Annotated in this window: 13 protein-coding genes and 1 pseudogene; 4 read left to right on the forward strand and 10 right to left on the reverse strand. The window is 69.7% G+C overall.

Annotation, left to right across the window (positions count from 1 at the left end; all coding sequences use genetic code 11):
- Positions 1–253: pseudogene (locus B8460_RS01770) on the reverse strand (dihydroorotase); the annotation flags it as partial.
- A gap of 183 nt (positions 254–436) precedes the next feature.
- Here B8460_RS01770 and B8460_RS01775 point away from each other — a divergent pair.
- Positions 437–1,066 carry a YceI family protein gene (locus B8460_RS01775; protein WP_052945106.1) on the forward strand — a complete coding sequence of 210 codons (630 nt, stop codon included), beginning with the start codon at positions 437–439 and terminating at the stop codon, positions 1,064–1,066.
- A 74-nt stretch (positions 1,067–1,140) separates the two neighbouring features.
- Here the strand turns inward: B8460_RS01775 and B8460_RS01780 are convergent, their stop codons facing one another.
- The 6 genes from B8460_RS01780 to B8460_RS01805 all read right to left on the reverse strand — a co-directional run bounded on the left by B8460_RS01780 (position 1,141) and on the right by B8460_RS01805 (position 8,944).
- Positions 1,141–2,865 carry a methyl-accepting chemotaxis protein gene (locus tag B8460_RS01780; RefSeq protein ID WP_199445508.1) on the reverse strand — a complete coding sequence of 575 codons (1,725 nt, stop codon included), beginning with the start codon at positions 2,863–2,865 and terminating at the stop codon, positions 1,141–1,143.
- 102 nt (positions 2,866–2,967) lie between these two features.
- Positions 2,968–4,218, reverse strand: coding sequence for a cytochrome P450 (locus B8460_RS01785; RefSeq protein WP_048859856.1), 1,251 nt, complete (start codon positions 4,216–4,218; stop codon positions 2,968–2,970).
- A gap of 29 nt (positions 4,219–4,247) precedes the next feature.
- Positions 4,248–4,568 carry a 2Fe-2S iron-sulfur cluster-binding protein gene (locus B8460_RS01790; RefSeq protein WP_048859857.1) on the reverse strand — a complete coding sequence of 107 codons (321 nt, stop codon included), beginning with the start codon at positions 4,566–4,568 and terminating at the stop codon, positions 4,248–4,250.
- Between the two features lie 61 nt (positions 4,569–4,629).
- Positions 4,630–5,892 (reverse strand): NAD(P)/FAD-dependent oxidoreductase, encoded by a 1,263-nt coding sequence (locus tag B8460_RS01795; RefSeq protein WP_048859858.1) that lies wholly within the window; start codon positions 5,890–5,892, stop codon positions 4,630–4,632.
- 66 nt (positions 5,893–5,958) lie between these two features.
- The gene (locus B8460_RS01800; RefSeq protein WP_048859859.1) at positions 5,959–7,593 is read right to left on the reverse strand and encodes a 3-(methylthio)propionyl-CoA ligase; all 1,635 of its coding nucleotides are present in this window, start codon (positions 7,591–7,593) and stop codon (positions 5,959–5,961) included.
- Positions 7,594–7,723: 130 nt separating this feature from the next.
- Positions 7,724–8,944 (reverse strand): polyhydroxyalkanoate depolymerase, encoded by a 1,221-nt coding sequence (locus B8460_RS01805; protein ID WP_048859860.1) that lies wholly within the window; start codon positions 8,942–8,944, stop codon positions 7,724–7,726.
- 242 nt (positions 8,945–9,186) lie between these two features.
- Between B8460_RS01805 and B8460_RS01810 the strand changes: the two genes are divergently transcribed.
- Both B8460_RS01810 and B8460_RS01815 read left to right on the forward strand, forming a co-directional pair.
- A complete protein-coding gene (locus B8460_RS01810; RefSeq protein ID WP_048859867.1) occupies positions 9,187–9,888 on the forward strand; it encodes an SDR family NAD(P)-dependent oxidoreductase in 702 nt (233 codons plus the stop codon).
- Positions 9,888–11,036 (forward strand): PQQ-dependent sugar dehydrogenase, encoded by a 1,149-nt coding sequence (locus tag B8460_RS01815; protein WP_048859861.1) that lies wholly within the window; start codon positions 9,888–9,890, stop codon positions 11,034–11,036. Before B8460_RS01810 ends, B8460_RS01815 begins: the two co-directional genes overlap by 1 nt.
- 12 nt (positions 11,037–11,048) lie before the next feature.
- Here the strand turns inward: B8460_RS01815 and B8460_RS01820 are convergent, their stop codons facing one another.
- Genes B8460_RS01820 through B8460_RS01830 form a run of 3 tightly spaced genes read right to left on the reverse strand, consistent with a single transcriptional unit; the run spans position 11,049 to position 14,817 of the window.
- Positions 11,049–12,605 (reverse strand): carboxylesterase/lipase family protein, encoded by a 1,557-nt coding sequence (locus B8460_RS01820; protein ID WP_048859862.1) that lies wholly within the window; start codon positions 12,603–12,605, stop codon positions 11,049–11,051.
- A 58-nt stretch (positions 12,606–12,663) separates the two neighbouring features.
- The gene (locus tag B8460_RS01825; RefSeq protein ID WP_048859863.1) at positions 12,664–13,545 is read right to left on the reverse strand and encodes a dienelactone hydrolase family protein; all 882 of its coding nucleotides are present in this window, start codon (positions 13,543–13,545) and stop codon (positions 12,664–12,666) included.
- A gap of 30 nt (positions 13,546–13,575) precedes the next feature.
- Positions 13,576–14,817: an NADP-dependent isocitrate dehydrogenase gene (locus B8460_RS01830; RefSeq protein WP_048859864.1), complete on the reverse strand. Its 1,242-nt coding sequence runs from the start codon at positions 14,815–14,817 to the stop codon at positions 13,576–13,578.
- A 328-nt stretch (positions 14,818–15,145) separates the two neighbouring features.
- On the opposite strand from B8460_RS01830, the gene B8460_RS01835 reads away from it, so the two are divergent.
- The coding region (locus B8460_RS01835) for a hypothetical protein (RefSeq protein ID WP_048859865.1) at positions 15,146–15,431 on the forward strand (286 nt) is incomplete at its 3' end.

Consider the following 15,431-nt stretch of genomic DNA (forward strand, 5'->3'; position numbering starts at 1 on the left):
CGGCGGCGGCCGAGGCGATCGTCTCGCGGTATTCGAAGCCAGGCTCGCCGAGCGCCACGCGCATGTCGACGAGGCCGGGGCAGAGGATGGCGCCCGCCGGCGCCGTGACGACGCTGGCCCCGTCCGGATGGCCGAGGCCGGTGCCGTGGTCGAAGATGCGCCCGTCGCGCACCAGCAGATCGCCCGGCGCGTCCAGCCCGACCGCCGGATCGAGCAGGCGGACGCCGGTGAAGAGCAGAGGCGGGGAAGACATCGTGCGAACGGTTCCGATGCGGCGGGGCGGACGGCGCGGGATGCGGCGGACGGGGGTCATCGTTCCAGCGCCGGCGCGGGACGTAAAGGGCGCGCCGGCCTGCGTCCAGCTTTGCAGTCCTCCGCCGTCCGGCTACATGCGGGGCGAGGCTAGCTCCACCCCCGACATCGAGGATCGACCCTGATGACACAGCAAACGCGGAACGTACGGATGGCGCTCGCCATCGGGCTTGCGGGCGCCATGTTCGCCGCCGCGCCCGTGCGCGCCGCCGGACCGACGACCGACCCCGCCAGCGTCCAGTCCGGCACCTATGCAGTGGAGCCGAACCACACGGCGATCGTGTTCGGCGTCTCGCACATGGGCTTCACCACCTATTACGGCAGCCTGACCGGCGCGTCCGGCACGCTGACGCTGTCGGCCAAGGAGCCGCAGACCAGCAAGCTCGAGATCAGCGTGCCGACCGCGAGCGTGGACGTGCCGAGCGAGAAGCTGGAGGGCGAGCTGAAGTCCCCGGCGTGGCTGGATGCCGCGAAGTATCCGGCGATCACGTTCCGCTCCACCGCCGTCAAGCGGACCGGCAAGATGACGGCGCAGGTGACCGGTGATCTGACGCTGCACGGGGTGACCAAGCCGGTCACGCTGTCGGTGCGGTTCGAGGGCGCGGGCATGAACCCGATCGACAAGAAATACACGGTCGGGTTCGAGGCGACCGGCAAGATCATGCGCAGCGAGTTCGGCGTGAAGACCTACGTGCCGCTGATCGGCGACGAGGTGGACCTCCGCCTGTCGGGCGCGTTCGAAAAGCAGGGCTGACGGCCCGGCCGGTGCCGCCCCGACGGGCGGCGCCGGCCATCCCGCCGGGCCGGTCATCCCGCCGCGCCGGGCGATCAGGCCGCGGCGCGTGTCCCCTCGTCGTCGAACGACATGGTGATCTCCGAGGCTTCCGCGGCGGCGGACTGCATCTTCTCGGCGATCGTGCGGATCACCGCGCTCTGTTCCACGACGGCGCCGGCGACCGATCCCACCGATTCCCGCACCGTGCCAATCGCCTGCGCGATCTCGCCGAAGATCGCGATGACCTCGCCCGAGGCGGTCTGCACCGACTGGATTTCGCGCGCGATGCGCTCGATCGCGGTCGCCGTCTGCTGCGCGAGGGATTTCACCTCGCTCGCGACCACCGCGAAGCCGCGACCGGCCTCGCCCGCGCGCGCGGATTCGATGGTCGCGTTGAGCGACAGCAGCGTCGTCTGGCTGGCGATCTGCTGTATCAGCTGCGTCACACCGGTCATCGCCTGCGCCGCGTCGCTCAGCCGCAGCGTGGTCTTGTCGGCCCCCGAGATCTGGCGGTGGATGCCGTCCACGAACGCCTCCGATCGCGTCATGTTCGACGAAATCTCCTCGACCGAGGCGGTCATCTGCTGCACGGCGGAGGCGATCGCGTTGACGTTGCCGAACACATGCTCGGCCGAGGCGATCGCCCGCCGCTGCGACGTCACGCGCTGCGTGATGTCGGTGGCGTACTTGACGACCTTGTAGGGCCGGTCGTCGAGATCGAGGATCGGGTTATACGTCGCCTGCAGCCACACCGTCCGCCCGTCGCGTCCGATGCGGCGGTAGGTGGAGGCGTGGTATTCGCCCCGGCGCAGCTTCTCCCAGAACGCCTCGTAGTCCGGCCCGCGTGCCTCGGCCGGGTCGACGAACATGCTGTGGTGGCGCCCCTGGATCTCGGCCAGCGTGTAGCCCATCGTGCGCAGCATGTTCTCGTTAGCGCCGAGGATGCGGCCGGTCAGGTCGAATTCGATCACCGCCTGCGCCCGTCCGATCGCCGCGACCTGTCCGGCGAGGTCGGCGTCGTGGCGTTTGCGGGCCGAGATGTCCGTGGCGTATTTAACGACCTTGCACAGCACGCCGTCGAGGTCGCGGACCGGGGTGTAGGTGGCGTGTATCCATACCTCCCGGCCGCCCTTGCCCAGCCGCTTGTATTCCGCGGTCTGATGCTCGCCCCGGCGCAGCGCCGCCCAGAAAGCGCGATAGGCGGCGCCGTCGCGCTCGGCGGGTGTCACGAACATGCCGTGGTGGCGGCCGCGGATTTCCTCGAGCGCATAGCCCATGGCGTCGAGGAAGTTCTGGTTGGCGGTCAGGATGTTGCCGTCGAGGTCGAACTCGATCACCGCCTGCGACTGATTGATCGCCGCCGTCTGTCCGGCGACGTCGGCGTCGTGCCGTTTCTGCGCGGTGATGTCGATCGCGTATTTGACGATGCTGACGGGCCGGCCGCCGCGTCCGATGACCGGGTTGTAGGTCGCCCGTATCCAGATCGTCTGGCCGGCCTTCGTCAGGCGGCGGTATTCCGCCGACTGATATTCGCCGCGCCGGAGGCTGTCCCAGAAGGCGGCGTAGGCGGCGCCGTCGCGCTCCTCCGGCGCGACGAACAGCCGGTGATGGCGACCCTTGATCTCGGCCAGCGCATAGCCGGTGAGCTTCAGGAAATTGTCGTTGGCCGTGAGGATGTTGCCGTCCGGATCGAATTCGACCACCCCGAGCGAGCGATCGAGTGCGGCGAGCTTTGCGCGCTCGGCGCGCCGGCGCGCGCCACCCTTCAATCGTATCAACCTGCCATCTCCTGTCGCGGCACAGCGTCCGCGACAGGTTCAGCCCGGATGGCTTAATACTTTCATTACATCACAAGCGGATCGTGGCCGCCGCCCGGCCGATCAGGCCGGAATCCGCACCGGCAGCTCGGTGATGCCATGGATGAAGGCCGAATAGACGCGCTTCGGCTCGCCCATGACCTCGATCACCGGGAAGCGCCGCAGGATCTCCTCCCACAGGATGCGCAGCTGCAGCTCGGCCAGCCGGTTGCCGACGCAGCGATGGATGCCGAAGCCGAACGACAGGTGCTGGCGCGCCCGCTTGCGGTCGATGATGAAGCGGTCCGGCTCCTCGATCGCCTCCTCGTCCCGGTTGCCGGAGATGTACCACATCACGACCTTGTCCCCGGCCGGGATCACCTGTCCGCCGATCTCGGTATCGGCGATCGCCGAGCGCCGCATGTGCGACAGCGGCGTCTGGTAGCGGATGATCTCCGGCACCATCGTCTCGATCAGCGCCGGGTTCTCCCGCAGTTTGCGGTATTCGTCCGGGTTCCGATTGAGGAACAGCAGGCCGCCGCTGATCGAGTTGCGGGTGGTATCGTTCCCGCCCACGATCAGCAGGAGCAGGTTGCCGAGAAACTCACGCGGCGGCATCTGCTTCGTCGATTCGCCGTGCACCAGCATGGAAATCAGGTCAGGCCGCGGCTCCTTCTGCGCGCGTTCCTGCCACAGGCGCATGAAATAGCCCGCGCATTCGGCAAAGACGGCCTCGCGCTTCTCCTCGCTGTCGATGAAGCCGCCGGCGTTGATGTCGGCCGTCGCGCAATCCGACCAGAAGCTGAGCTTGTGCCGGTCCTCGAACGGGAAATCGAACAGGGTCGCGAGCATCTGCACGGTCAGCTCGATCGAGACGTGCTGCACCCAATTGAACGTCTCGCCGCGCGGCAGACCCTCCAGGATGCGGATCACCCGTTCGCGGATCAGCCCCTCGAAACGCGCGAGGTTGGCGGGGGCGACGATCGGCTGCACCACCTTGCGCTGCTCGTCATGGCGCGGCGGGTCCATGGCGATGAACATCGGCAGTTCCAGATCCTTGGGCCGGTCGCGGATCGTGATCCCGCCCAGGCTGGACGCGGAGGACAGCGTCTTGTGCGCCAGCTCCGCCTGCATGATGTCCTTGTAGCGCGTGATCGACCAGAACGGTCCGAACCGGCTGTCCGCCGTGTAGTGGATCGGCGCATCGCGGCGCAGGCGCGCGAAATACGGCATCCAGACATCATCGCGGAACAGCGCCGGATCGCTGACGTCGATGCGGTCGAGCGGCACCGTCGCGGCCAGATGCGCATGGTCCAGGGTCGGCAGCGTGTCCATGACAATCCTCCCGAGGGACGGCTTATTATCTAATGTTGCGATTCCGGCATCCGCACGACAAGCCCGTCGAGCGCCGCGGTCATCTCGATCTGGCACGACAGCCGGGAATTGGGCTGCGCGGTCGCCGCGAAACCGAGCATGCTCGTCTCCTGCTCGCCCTGCGGCGGCAGTTTCGCGAGCCAGGCCTCGTCCACGTAGACGTGGCAGGTGGCGCAGGCGCATTCGCCGCCGCAATCGGCGTCGATGCCGGGGACGTTGTTGTCCACCGCGCCGCGCATCACCGACAGCCCCACCGGGACGTCGATCGCATGCGGTGTGCCGTCATGCTCGATATAGGTCACCTTAGGCACTCGGATACCTCCGTCGGGTCGTCGTTGCGGGCGCGGCACAGGGCGCGCGGGACTGGCGTGGTCACTCCGGCAGCATCGTCTGCGCGAGCGGACAGGCCGGATCGGCGAGGCGCGCGGGGTCGAGCCGGCGCCGCCGCCCGATGATCATGCGTCCGGCAGCGAAGTCGGTTACGGCATTCACCGTCTCGATCGTAACGAGGCGGTCGCCGGCGTCCAGATGCGCGACGGAGAAAGCGCCCGCCGTCTGCCTGACGATCCGCGGGACCGCCCCGACCGGCAGCCCGGCGATCTGGATGCGCAGGTCGTACTGGTCGGACCAGAACCACGGCACCTCGGGCGGTGGGGGCGGCCGGCCGCACAGGGCGGCGGCGGCCTGCTTGGCCTGTTCCGTCGCGTTCGGCACGCTCTCCAGCCGGCCGGTCGTCGCATACAGGGGCAGCGGCCGTCGGGTGCAGTCGCCGATCGCCTGGATCGCCGGGTCGTCGGTGCGGCAGGCGGCGTCCACCACGATGCCGTTGTCGCAGGCGAGGTCGCAGCCGCGGGCGAGCGCGTCGCAGGGCACGGCGCCCACGCCGACCAGCGTCGCGTCGCATGCCACCACCGTGCCGTCCCCGAGGCGCACGCCCGCCACGCGATCGCCGGCCCCATCCAGGGCCGCCCCATCCAGGCCTGCCCCATCCAGGCTTGCCACGTCCGCGGACAGCCGGATCGCCACGCCAGCGGCGGCGTGGGCGGCGTGGATGTAGGCGGCGAGTTCCGGGCTTGCCACGCGGGCCAGCAGCCGCGCCTCCCGTTCGATCACGGTCACCGCGAGGCCGAGCCGCACGGCCGTCGCCGCCACCTCCAGCCCGACATAGCCGCCGCCGATCACCGCGAGCCGCGCCCCGGGCGACAGCGCCGCGCGCAGCCGGGTCGCGTCGTCCTGCGTCCGCAGTTCCAGCACGCCCGGCAGATCCATGCCGGGCAGCGCCAGCCGGCGGGGCGCGCAGCCGGTCGCCAGGATCAGCCGGTCATAGGGCAGGCGCGTCCCGTCCGCGAGGATCGCGGCACGTCCGGCCCGGTCGATCGCCTCCACCCGCACGCCGGTGCGCAGGTCGATGCGCTGCTCCGCGTAGAATCCGGGTGCCCGCAGCCGCAGATCGGCGTCCGTGGCGGTGCCGGCGAGCCAGGCCTTGGACAGCGGCGGACGCTGATAGGGGGAAGCCGCCTCGGCGCCCACCAGGGTGATCGAGCCGGTCCAGCCGTACTGGCGCAGCAGCGCCGCCGCCGTGGCCCCTGCCTGCCCGGCGCCCACGATCAGCACACGTCCCGCGTCATCCGCCACCGGTCACCCCCGCCGCCGTGCCGCCGCATTCGAAACCACGGCGGTGGCGCGGTCAAACACCCCGCCCTATTCGATCAGGTAGTTGCCGTATTTGGCCCGCAACGCCGTCTTCTGCAGCTTGCCGGTGGCGGTGTGGGGCAGCTCGTCCACGACGATCACGGCGTCGGGCAGCCACCATTTGGCGATGCGGCCCTCGTAGACCGCGAGGACGGCCTCCGGGGTCAGGGTCGCGCCGGGGCGCGGGACCACCAGCAGCAGCGGCCGCTCGTCCCATTTCTTGTGCGCGGCGCCGATCACCGCCGCCTCGGCCACGTCGGGGTGGGAGACCGCGATGTTTTCCAGCTCGATGGAGCTGATCCACTCGCCGCCCGACTTGATCACGTCCTTCGACCGGTCGGTGATCAGCATGAAGCCATCGGGGTCGATGGTCGCCACGTCGCCCGTCATGAACCAGCCGTTCTCGTCGAGCGCGCTGCCCGGCTCCTGTCCGTAATAGGCGCTGGCGACCCAGGGGCCGCGCACCTTGAGGTTGCCGAAGCGCTCGCCGTCCCACGGCAATTCCTGGTCGTCGTCGTCGACGATCTTCATGTCCACGCCGAACACGACGCGGCCCTGCTTCTGCGCCAGCCGCTCGCGCTCCTCCAGGCTCAGGCCGGCATGCATCGGCCGGGGCGCATTATAGGTGCCGAGCGGGCTCGTCTCCGTCATGCCCCAGGCGTGATCGAGCTGGATGCCGTATTCGCGCCCGAACGCCTCGATCAGCAGCGGCGGCGCGGCCGAGCCGCCAACCACGAGGCGCCTGACCGTCTCCAGCCGCTCGCCGCTCGCGCGCAGATGCTGCAACAGGCCGAGCCATACCGTGGGCACGCCGGCCGACATGGTCACACGCTCGCCGTTCATCAGCGCGGTCACGCTGGCCCCGTCCAGATGCCGCCCCGGCATCACCAGCGCCGAGCCCGCGAGCGCCGAGGTGTAGGGCACGCCCCAGGCATTGGCGTGGAACATGGGCACCACCGGCGTGATGCGGTCCACCGCGCGTATGCCCATCACGTCCGTGGCCACGGTGGCATAGGCGTGCAGGAGCGTGGAGCGGTGGCTGTAGACAACGCCCTTCGGCCGGCCCGTGGTGCCCGACGTGTAGCAGATCGCGCTCGCGGTGTTCTCGTCGAACACGGGCCAGTCGTAGTCGTCGTCCGCCGCGTCGAGCAGGTCCTCGTAGCAGCCCAAGGTCATGCCGGCCGGCAGTGTCACCTTCGGCATGTGGGCCGGGTCGGTCATGAACACGACGGCGCGCAGGGTGCCGGTCAGGCGAGGGGCGATCTGCTCGACCAGCGGGACAAAGGTGGTATCGGCCAGCAGCACGCAGTCGGCCGCGTGGTCGGCGATGTAGGTGAGATCGTCGGGATGCAGGCGGGGATTGAGCGTGTGGACCACCGCCCCCATGCCGGAGACGCCGTAATAGATTTCGAGATGCCGGTGGCCGTTCCAGGCGAGCGTCGCCACCCGGTCGCCGTCCTTCACGCCAAGGCGCTGCAGGGCCCGCACCAGCCGCCGGGCGCGCCGTTCGATACCGGCCCAGTCCGTGCGGTGGAGGTCGCCCTCCACGGTCTTGGAGACGATCTCGGTTGTCCCGTGATAGCGGGCGGCGTGCTTCAGCAGCCCCCCGATCATCAACGGATGGTTCTGCATCAGTCCCAGCATGCCGATAGGCCTCCCCCGACGCTTCGTGCTTCTTGGATCGTCGCCGATCCTAAGCACAGAAGCGCGGCGGTTTCACCTGCCCCCGGGGTCGGCCGATGCCGCCCGGTGGGGGGGGGAAGGGGGCCGGGCGTCAGCGGTGGGACGCGATGAACGCCTTGATCCGGGGCGCGACCTCGCTGCGGAAGCGCTGGCCGTTGAACAGGCCGTAATGGCCCACGCCCTCCTGCTCGTGATGCGCCCGCATCCGCTCCGGCAGGTTGCGCGTCAGCCGGTGCGCCGCGCGCGTCTGGCCGATGCCGGAGATGTCGTCGCGTTCGCCCTCGATGGTGAACAGCGCCGTCTGTTCGATCGCGGCGGGGTCCACCAGCCGGTTGGACGACACCAGCAGGCCGCGCGGCAGGAGGTGTTCGTGAAACACCGCGCGGATCGTCTGCAGGTAGTAGTCGGCGGACAGGTCCATCACCGAGCGGTATTCCTCGTAGAAGCGCCGCTTGGAGCCGAGGCTTTCGCCGTCGCCCTGCACGAGGTGCTGGAACATCTGCCAGTGCGCCTCGACATGCCGGTCGAGGTTCATCGCCATGAAGCCGGCGAGCTGGAGAAACCCCGGATACACGAGGCGGCCGGCGCCGGGGTTGCCGAACGGGACGGCGTGGATGGTGTTGCGCCGGAACCAGTCCATGTCGTGGTCCTTGGCGAAGGTATTCACCGCCGTCGGCGCCTCGCGCGTGTCGATCGGACCGCCGATCAGGGTCATGCTGGCCGGCGTCGCGGGGTCATGCGTCTCGTTCATCAGCGAGACGGCGGCCAGCACCGGCACGGCCGGCTGACAGACCGCGAGGACATGCGTGCGGGGACCAAGGACCTGCAGGAACTCGATCACGTGGTCGATGTAGTCGTCGAGATTGAACGCCTCCTCGCCGACCGGGACCACGCGGGCGTCCGTCCAGTCGGTGATGTAGACGTCGTGATCGGGGAGGAAGGCGGCGACCGTGCCGCGCAGCAGCGTCGCGAAATGTCCCGACATCGGCGCCACGATCAGCAGCCGCGGATCGGCCGGACGGTCGACCAGGCGGCGGAAGCGCTTCAGCTTGCCCCACACCCGCGCATGCACGACATCCTCGATGATCGGCACCGGTTCGCCGTCGATCAGCGCTTCGGTATGGCCGAAGCGCGGCTTGCCGAAGCGGCGGGTCGAATACTCGACGCTGTCGAGCATCGCGGCCGTGACCCGACCGAGCGGCGTCTGGCGGAGCGGATTGTAGGGAAAGTCGAGGACCGACAATGCGTTACTGGCAAAGAAGTGCATGGGTGCCAGCGCAAGGCGCTGCAGCTCGTAGGATTCGTAGAGCATGAGTTCGGGGTCCGCCTGTTTCCTCGTCCGTCCGGCAGGGCGCCGGACGTGGCCCGCTTTTCACGGGTGTCTGTGTTGGCGCAGGCTCGACGGCATGTCACGGTGACGGACCGCATTCTGCGTCAGCAAAGCCAGACACACGGTGCTGCGTTGCGGCAAGTCAAATAAGCATCCGCTGGCCGCGCGGGCGGCAACCCAGCCCTGTCTGACGCGCGCATATTGACATACGGAGGATGAACACGATGGCCGATGCGTTGAAATCTGCCTTGATCGTGGGCGCCGGCAGCGGATTGAGCGCGTCGCTTGCCCGCCGTTTTGCCCGCGAGGGACTGCACGTGGTCGTTGCCGCGCGTCATCCCGACCGGCTTGCCGCGTTGTGCGGCGAAACCGGCGCGGAAGCGGTTGCCTGCGACGCGACGCAGCCGGCGCAGGTCGCCGCGCTGTTCCACGCTTTGCCCGCCGGCGCGCCGGACATCGTCGTCTACAACGCCGCGTCCCGCACCCGTGGCCCGTTCGTGGAGCTGGATGCCGACGGCGTCGCCCAGACCCTCGCCTCCTGCGCGTTCGCCGGCTTCCTCGTCGGACAGGCAGCGGCGCGGCGCATGCTGACGCGCGGGCGCGGCGTGATCCTGTTCACCGGCGCCTCGGCCAGCGTGAAGGGGTATGCGCAGTCCGCGCCGTTCGCGATGGGCAAGTTCGCGCTGCGCGGCCTGGCACAGAGCATGGCCCGCGAACTGGCGCCGCAGGGCATCCATGTCGCGCATGTCGTCATCGACGGCGGCATACGCAGCGCCGCGCGGCCCGAGCGGGTCGATCCGCCGGACCAGCCCGACAGCATGCTCGACCCCGACGCAGTAGCCGAGACCTACTGGCAGCTCGCCACTCAGCCGCGCAGCGCCTGGGCGTGGGAAATCGAGCTACGTCCGTGGGTGGAGCGGTTCTGATGCGCGCGCCGCGATCGATCCATCGGCTGCTGGCACCCGCGCTCGCGTTCCTTCTGGCATGGAGCGCCGGCGCGCGTGCGCAGGACGTCGATCCGAGCCGGCTGCGCGTGCCGCCCGGCTTCGCCATCGCAATCTATGCGCACGTGCCGGGCGCGCGGTCGCTGGCGGTCGGGCCCGGCGGCATCGTGTTCGTCGGCACGCGCGAGGCGCACGTCTACGCGGTGACGCCCGATGGCCGCGCGCAGGTGTTCGCCCCGGACGTTACGTTCCATGACCCGAACGGTGTCTGCTTCGGCCCCGGCGGCACGCTGTATGTCGCAGAGCGAAACCGCATCCGTGCCTTCCCCCGCGCCAACGCGCTCGATCCCGCGTTTCACGACGTGGTGCCGGAGGGCGCGCTCATTCCGCCGGACGAGGCGCGCAGCGGCAACCACGCGGCGCGCTATTGCCGCGTCGGCCCCGACGGCGGCCTGTTCGTGGCGGTGGGACAGCCATACAACGTGCCGCCGCGCGAGAAGCTCGCGCTGTATGCCCGCGTCGGCATGGGTGCGATCCTGCGCTTCACGCGCGACGGGCATGGCCGCACGATCTATGCGTCCGGCATACGCAACTCCGTCGGACTCGACTTCAATCCGCATGACGGGACGCTGTGGTTCACCGACAACCAAGTGGACATGATGGGCGATGACATCCCGCCCGGCGAACTCAACCGCGCGACGCATGCCGGTCAGAATTTCGGCTTCCCCTGGTACGGCGGCGGCCATACCCGCACGCATGAATACGCCGACGACACGCCGCCGCCGGACCTTGTCTTCCCGCAGGTGGAGATGATCGCGCATGCCGCTGATCTCGGCATGATCTTCTATCGCGGGCATCAGTTTCCCCCGGCGTATCGGGGCGCGATCTTCTCGGCGCAGCACGGGTCGTGGAACCGCACGGTGCCGGTCGGCGCGCGGGTCATGGTGACGTTCCTGCACCGCGACGGCACGGCGGCGAGCACGCAGGTCTTCGCCGATGGCTGGCTCGACGCGACGGCGCATCGCTACATGGGTCGCCCGGTCGATGTCGCGATGCTGCGCGACGGCAGCCTGCTGGTCTCAGACGATTATGCGGGGCTGATCTGGCGCATCACCTACCGCGGCTCATAGGCGCCGTGCGCGTCAGTGCCGCGGGACGCTGACGAACAGCGCCTCCGGGCCGCCGATCGACGCCCAGAACAGGCAGTGATGCGCCTCGCCGAAGTCGCGCGGCGCCGCCGCCGGCTCGGCGAAGGTCTCGAACGGGGCGCCGGCCGTCGCCCCCGTCCACTGCGCGATCATGCGCGCCGACAGCGCGGCGTCGTGCCCGGCGAGCGGCTTGCCCTCGCCGTCATGGCCGAACACGTAGGCGAGCTCGGTCGTGTGCGCGTCGCCGAGCGGGATGTCCGGGGGGCTGACGGGGGCGACCGGCAGCGGGAAGTTGCGCGCCGGATCCGGCTGGCGGAACTCATAGCCCTGCACCGGCACGATCGGCGCCAGGGCCTCGCGCACCGCGGCGCTCGGGCAGGCGAAGAAACTGTCGGTCACGATGGCGGCGAGCGCCGCGCCCGGCGACGGGTAGGCCGAGGGCGGATAGGCGGCGTCGACATCGGCGGCATGGGCGCCGAAGGCACGCGCCTCGATCGCCTGCCGGTCGTCCTGGTTCAGCGCGCGGCCGACTGATTTCTCCGCGACCGTCGCGAAATACGTGCCCTCGTCGGCGTTGGTGCCGATCAGCACCGGCACGTGGTTGAAGAAGCCGGCGTTGAACGCGGCGCGCGGCGCGTTGGGGATGACATGGCCGTCGATCGTCGGCAGCGGGCCGCCATGCGCGAGGAACGCCGAGACGGGGGCCGCGCGCAGGCAGTCGGCGGTCGCGGCATCGTCGTCCTTGTCGCAGCCGATTGCGGCGACGACCGGCTTGTCATGCGCCTCGGCGGTGGCGAGCGGCGGGGCGGTGCCGTCGTTCGCGCTCTCCACGATCGCGCGCTGGAACAGCCCGCCCGCCCGCGGCATCGCCAGCAGATAGAGCACCGAAATGCCGCCGGCCGATTCGCCGAATACCGTCACGCGGCGCGGATCGCCGCCGAAGCGCGCGATGTTGTCCTGCACCCAGTGCAGCGCCGCGACCTGATCGAGCAGGCCGTAATTGCCGGACGTATGCGCCCGGTTCTCCGCGTCGAGCGCCGGGGCGGCGAGGAAGCCGAGCGTGCCGAGCCGGTAGTTCAGCGTCACCACGACGGCATGACCCTGCCGCGCGAGATCGGTGCCGCCGTAGCGTGGGCCCGGGCCGTTGGGGTTGCGCGTCGTGTCGCCGCCGTCGCCGGCGTTGAAGCTGCCGCCGTGGATGAACACCATCACCGGCAGGTCCTTTGCCCCCACCGGCGCCCAGACATTGAGGAACAGGCAGTCCTCGTCCGTGCTGCCGGGGCCGATGCGCGGCAGCTGCGGACAGGCGCTGCCGTAATGGTCCGCGATGCGCGGCGCGGTCCACGCGACGGGCGGCGCCGGTGGCCGCAACCGCCGCTCGCCCACCGGCGGGGCGGCGTAGGGGATGCCGAGGAAGCGCGCGATGCCGTCCACGGTCTGCCCGACCACCGGGCCTGACGCCGTCTGCACCTGCGGTGCCGCGTCGGCCCGCGCCGTCTGGGTGGCGAGCAGCAGGCCGAGCAGGGCACAGGGCCACAGCGCTGCGCGCATGGTGGTCGATCCTCCCGTGGCGGGTGCCTCGTCCGGCCCCGCCTTGTTGTGACCCGCGCTAGCTGACGCCGTAGCGGCGGAACCAGTCGAGCATGCGCTGCCAGCCGTCGCGCGCGTCCGCCGCACGGTAGCTTGGCCGGTAGTCGGCGTGAAACCCGTGCGGCGCGTCGGGATAGACGACGATCTCGACGATGCGGCCGGCGCGCCGCGCGTGCCGCGCCGCCGCCTGCACCTCGGCGATGTCGATGCTCTTGTCCTGCCCGCCGTACAGGCCGAGCAGCGGGCAATTCAGCTTCGTCGCCATGTCCGACGCCGTGCGCGGCTGGATCGGGCTGCGCGGGCCGCCGATCGGACCGTACCAGGCGACCGCCGCCCGCAGCCGCGGGTTGTGCGCGGCGTACAGCCACGTGTCGCGCCCGCCGCGGCAGAACCCGGTGACGCCGAGCCGCCCGCCGTCGCCGTGATTGACATCGGCCGACCAGCGGGCCGCGGCATCGAGATCGGCCAGCATCTGCGCGTCGGGCGCCTTGAGGATCACGTCGCGGATGATCGCCTTCGCGTCGGTCATCTTCGACAGGTCCGCGATGCGCGCGTACAGCTCCGGCGCGACGGCGGCATAGCCGGCATGGGCGAGCCGGCGGCAGACGTCCTTGATGTATTCGTGGACGCCGAAGATCTCCTCGATCACCAGGATCGTCGGAAAGGGGCCGCGCCCGTCCGGCCGCGCGTAATAGGCGGGGAGGTGATCGCGGCCCGACGCGATGGTCGTCTCGCCCGCGACGATGCCCGCCGCGTCGGTATGGGTCGCCTGCGCCTCCACCCGTGCGGTCGCGAGGGTGAAGCCGCTGATCAGCCCGGACGTGACGACGGCGCGGCGGCCGAGCGGGAAGCGGGAGACGCCGTCCGCCTCCGTCCCGGCGAGGTCGCGGTCATCGGTCATGCCATCGTTTCCTGGTGTTCCGTGTCGGCCTCAGTCGGCCGCCGCGACGTGCTCGCGCGCCATCGCCGCCTTGAGGTTGGCGTCGATGCGCGAGAGGAAGTCCTGCGTGTTCAGCCAGGGCTGGTCGGGGCCGATCAGCACCGCCAGATCCTTCGTCATCGCCCCCGATTCCACCGTCTCGACGCAGACGCGCTCCAGCGTCTCGGCAAAGGCGGTGACGTCGGGCGTGTTGTCGAAGCGGCCGCGATACTGCAGCCCGCGCGTCCAGGCGAAAATCGACGCGATCGGGTTGGTGCTGGTCTCGCGGCCTTTCTGATGCTCGCGATAGTGGCGGGTGACGGTGCCGTGCGCCGCCTCGCTCTCGACCGTCTGGCCGTCCGGGCTCATCAGCACCGAGGTCATCAGGCCGAGCGAGCCGAAGCCCTGCGCCACGATATCGCTCTGCACGTCGCCGTCATAGTTCTTGCACGCCCAGACATAGCCGCCGTTCCACTTCAGCGCGCTGGCCACCATGTCGTCGATCAGGCGATGCTCGTAGGTCAGGCCGCGGCGGTCGAACTCGTCCTTGAACTCGGCGTCGAAGATGTCCTGGAACACGTCCTTGAACATGCCGTCATAGGCCTTGAGGATGGTGTTCTTGGTGGACAGGTACACCGGATAGCCGCGCGCGAGGCCGTAGTTGAAGCTCGCCCGCGCGAAGCCCTCGATCGACGGCTTGGTGTTGTGGATGCCGAGCGCGACGCCGGCGCTGGTGAAGGTATGCACGCGCAGGATCTGCGCCGGCGCGTCATCGTCGTCCGGCTCATAGACGATGCGCACGCGCCCGGGGCCCGGCACCTTCATCTCGGCGGCGCGGTAGATGTCGCCATAGGCGTGGCGGCCGATCACGATCGGCTGCGACCAGTGCGGCACCAGGCGGGGGACGTTGCTGCAGATGATCGGCTCGCGGAAGATCGTGCCGTCGAGGATGTTGCGTATGGTGCCGTTCGGGCTGCGCCACATCTTCTTCAGCCCGAACTCGCGCACCCGCGCCTCGTCCGGGGTGATCGTCGCGCATTTCACGCCGACGCCGTACTGCTTGATCGCGTTTGCGGAATCGACCGTCACCTGATCGTCGGTCTGGTCGCGATACTCGATCCCGAGGTCGTAATATTTCAGGTCGATGTCCAGATAGGGCAGGATCAGCTTGTCCTTGATGAAACCCCAGATGATGCGGGTCATCTCGTCGCCGTCCAACTCGACGACGGGCGTCTTCACCTTGATCTTTGCCATGCTGTCCTCTCGCCTGGTCGTGCCGCGGGGTCGCGGCGTGAGCGGCGCCGGTCGACCGCTCCGGCCGGGCCCTCGCGGGACTATCTCTTCGCATCGCAGCAGTCGCGTCGCAAGCGATCGCCGTCGCCGGGCGCCCGTCGCGTTGCACGCGGCCGGGGTCTAATGCGGCCGGAGGCACCCTTCATGCTTGTGCCGGCTACGACCCAGGATTGCGGGCAGTCGTATCACACGCTAGCATGCGGCACGGTTTAACTCGGCAATATCGGATTTTTGCGACACGTCCGGCGCGGACCCTGCGCCGCGCCCCGACGGCAAGGGGACCGAACTGGTGGCGGCTGGCCCGGCTGACGACATCGTATCCGTCGCGGACATCGAACGTCTGCGCGCGGAACTGGGCGATGCCGTCCTGCGCGACCTCATCGACAGCGCCCTGGCCGATCTCGACGAGGCGCTCGCGCGTCTGGACGCGATGATCGCGGCCGCTGATTCGCCCGGCGCGCGCATCCTGGCCCACGGACTCGCCGGGCTCGCCGCGAGCTATGCGCTGCCGGCATTGGAGGCGGCGTTGCGGACGGCGGCCGAGGCGGCGCGCGTCGGCGACATGGCGGCCACGG

The sequence above is a fragment of the Acidisphaera rubrifaciens HS-AP3 genome, from assembly GCF_000964365.1.
In the GTDB taxonomy this organism is placed as follows: Bacteria; Pseudomonadota; Alphaproteobacteria; order Acetobacterales; family Acetobacteraceae; genus Acidisphaera; species Acidisphaera rubrifaciens.

What these genes read in the sequence shown, in the direction of transcription:
- B8460_RS01775 (WP_052945106.1), top strand. Translation starts at nt 437, where the DNA reads ATGACACAGCAAACGCGGAACGTACGGATGGCGCTCGCCATCGGGCTT.
- B8460_RS01785 (WP_048859856.1), bottom strand. Translation starts at nt 4,218, where the DNA reads ATGGACACGCTGCCGACCCTGGACCATGCGCATCTGGCCGCGACGGTG.
- B8460_RS01800 (WP_048859859.1), bottom strand. Translation starts at nt 7,593, where the DNA reads ATGCTGGGACTGATGCAGAACCATCCGTTGATGATCGGGGGGCTGCTG.
- B8460_RS01805 (WP_048859860.1), bottom strand. Translation starts at nt 8,944, where the DNA reads ATGCTCTACGAATCCTACGAGCTGCAGCGCCTTGCGCTGGCACCCATG.
- B8460_RS01810 (WP_048859867.1), top strand. Translation starts at nt 9,187, where the DNA reads ATGGCCGATGCGTTGAAATCTGCCTTGATCGTGGGCGCCGGCAGCGGA.
- B8460_RS01815 (WP_048859861.1), top strand. Translation starts at nt 9,888, where the DNA reads ATGCGCGCGCCGCGATCGATCCATCGGCTGCTGGCACCCGCGCTCGCG.
- B8460_RS01820 (WP_048859862.1), bottom strand. Translation starts at nt 12,605, where the DNA reads ATGCGCGCAGCGCTGTGGCCCTGTGCCCTGCTCGGCCTGCTGCTCGCC.
- B8460_RS01825 (WP_048859863.1), bottom strand. Translation starts at nt 13,545, where the DNA reads ATGACCGATGACCGCGACCTCGCCGGGACGGAGGCGGACGGCGTCTCC.
- B8460_RS01830 (WP_048859864.1), bottom strand. Translation starts at nt 14,817, where the DNA reads ATGGCAAAGATCAAGGTGAAGACGCCCGTCGTCGAGTTGGACGGCGAC.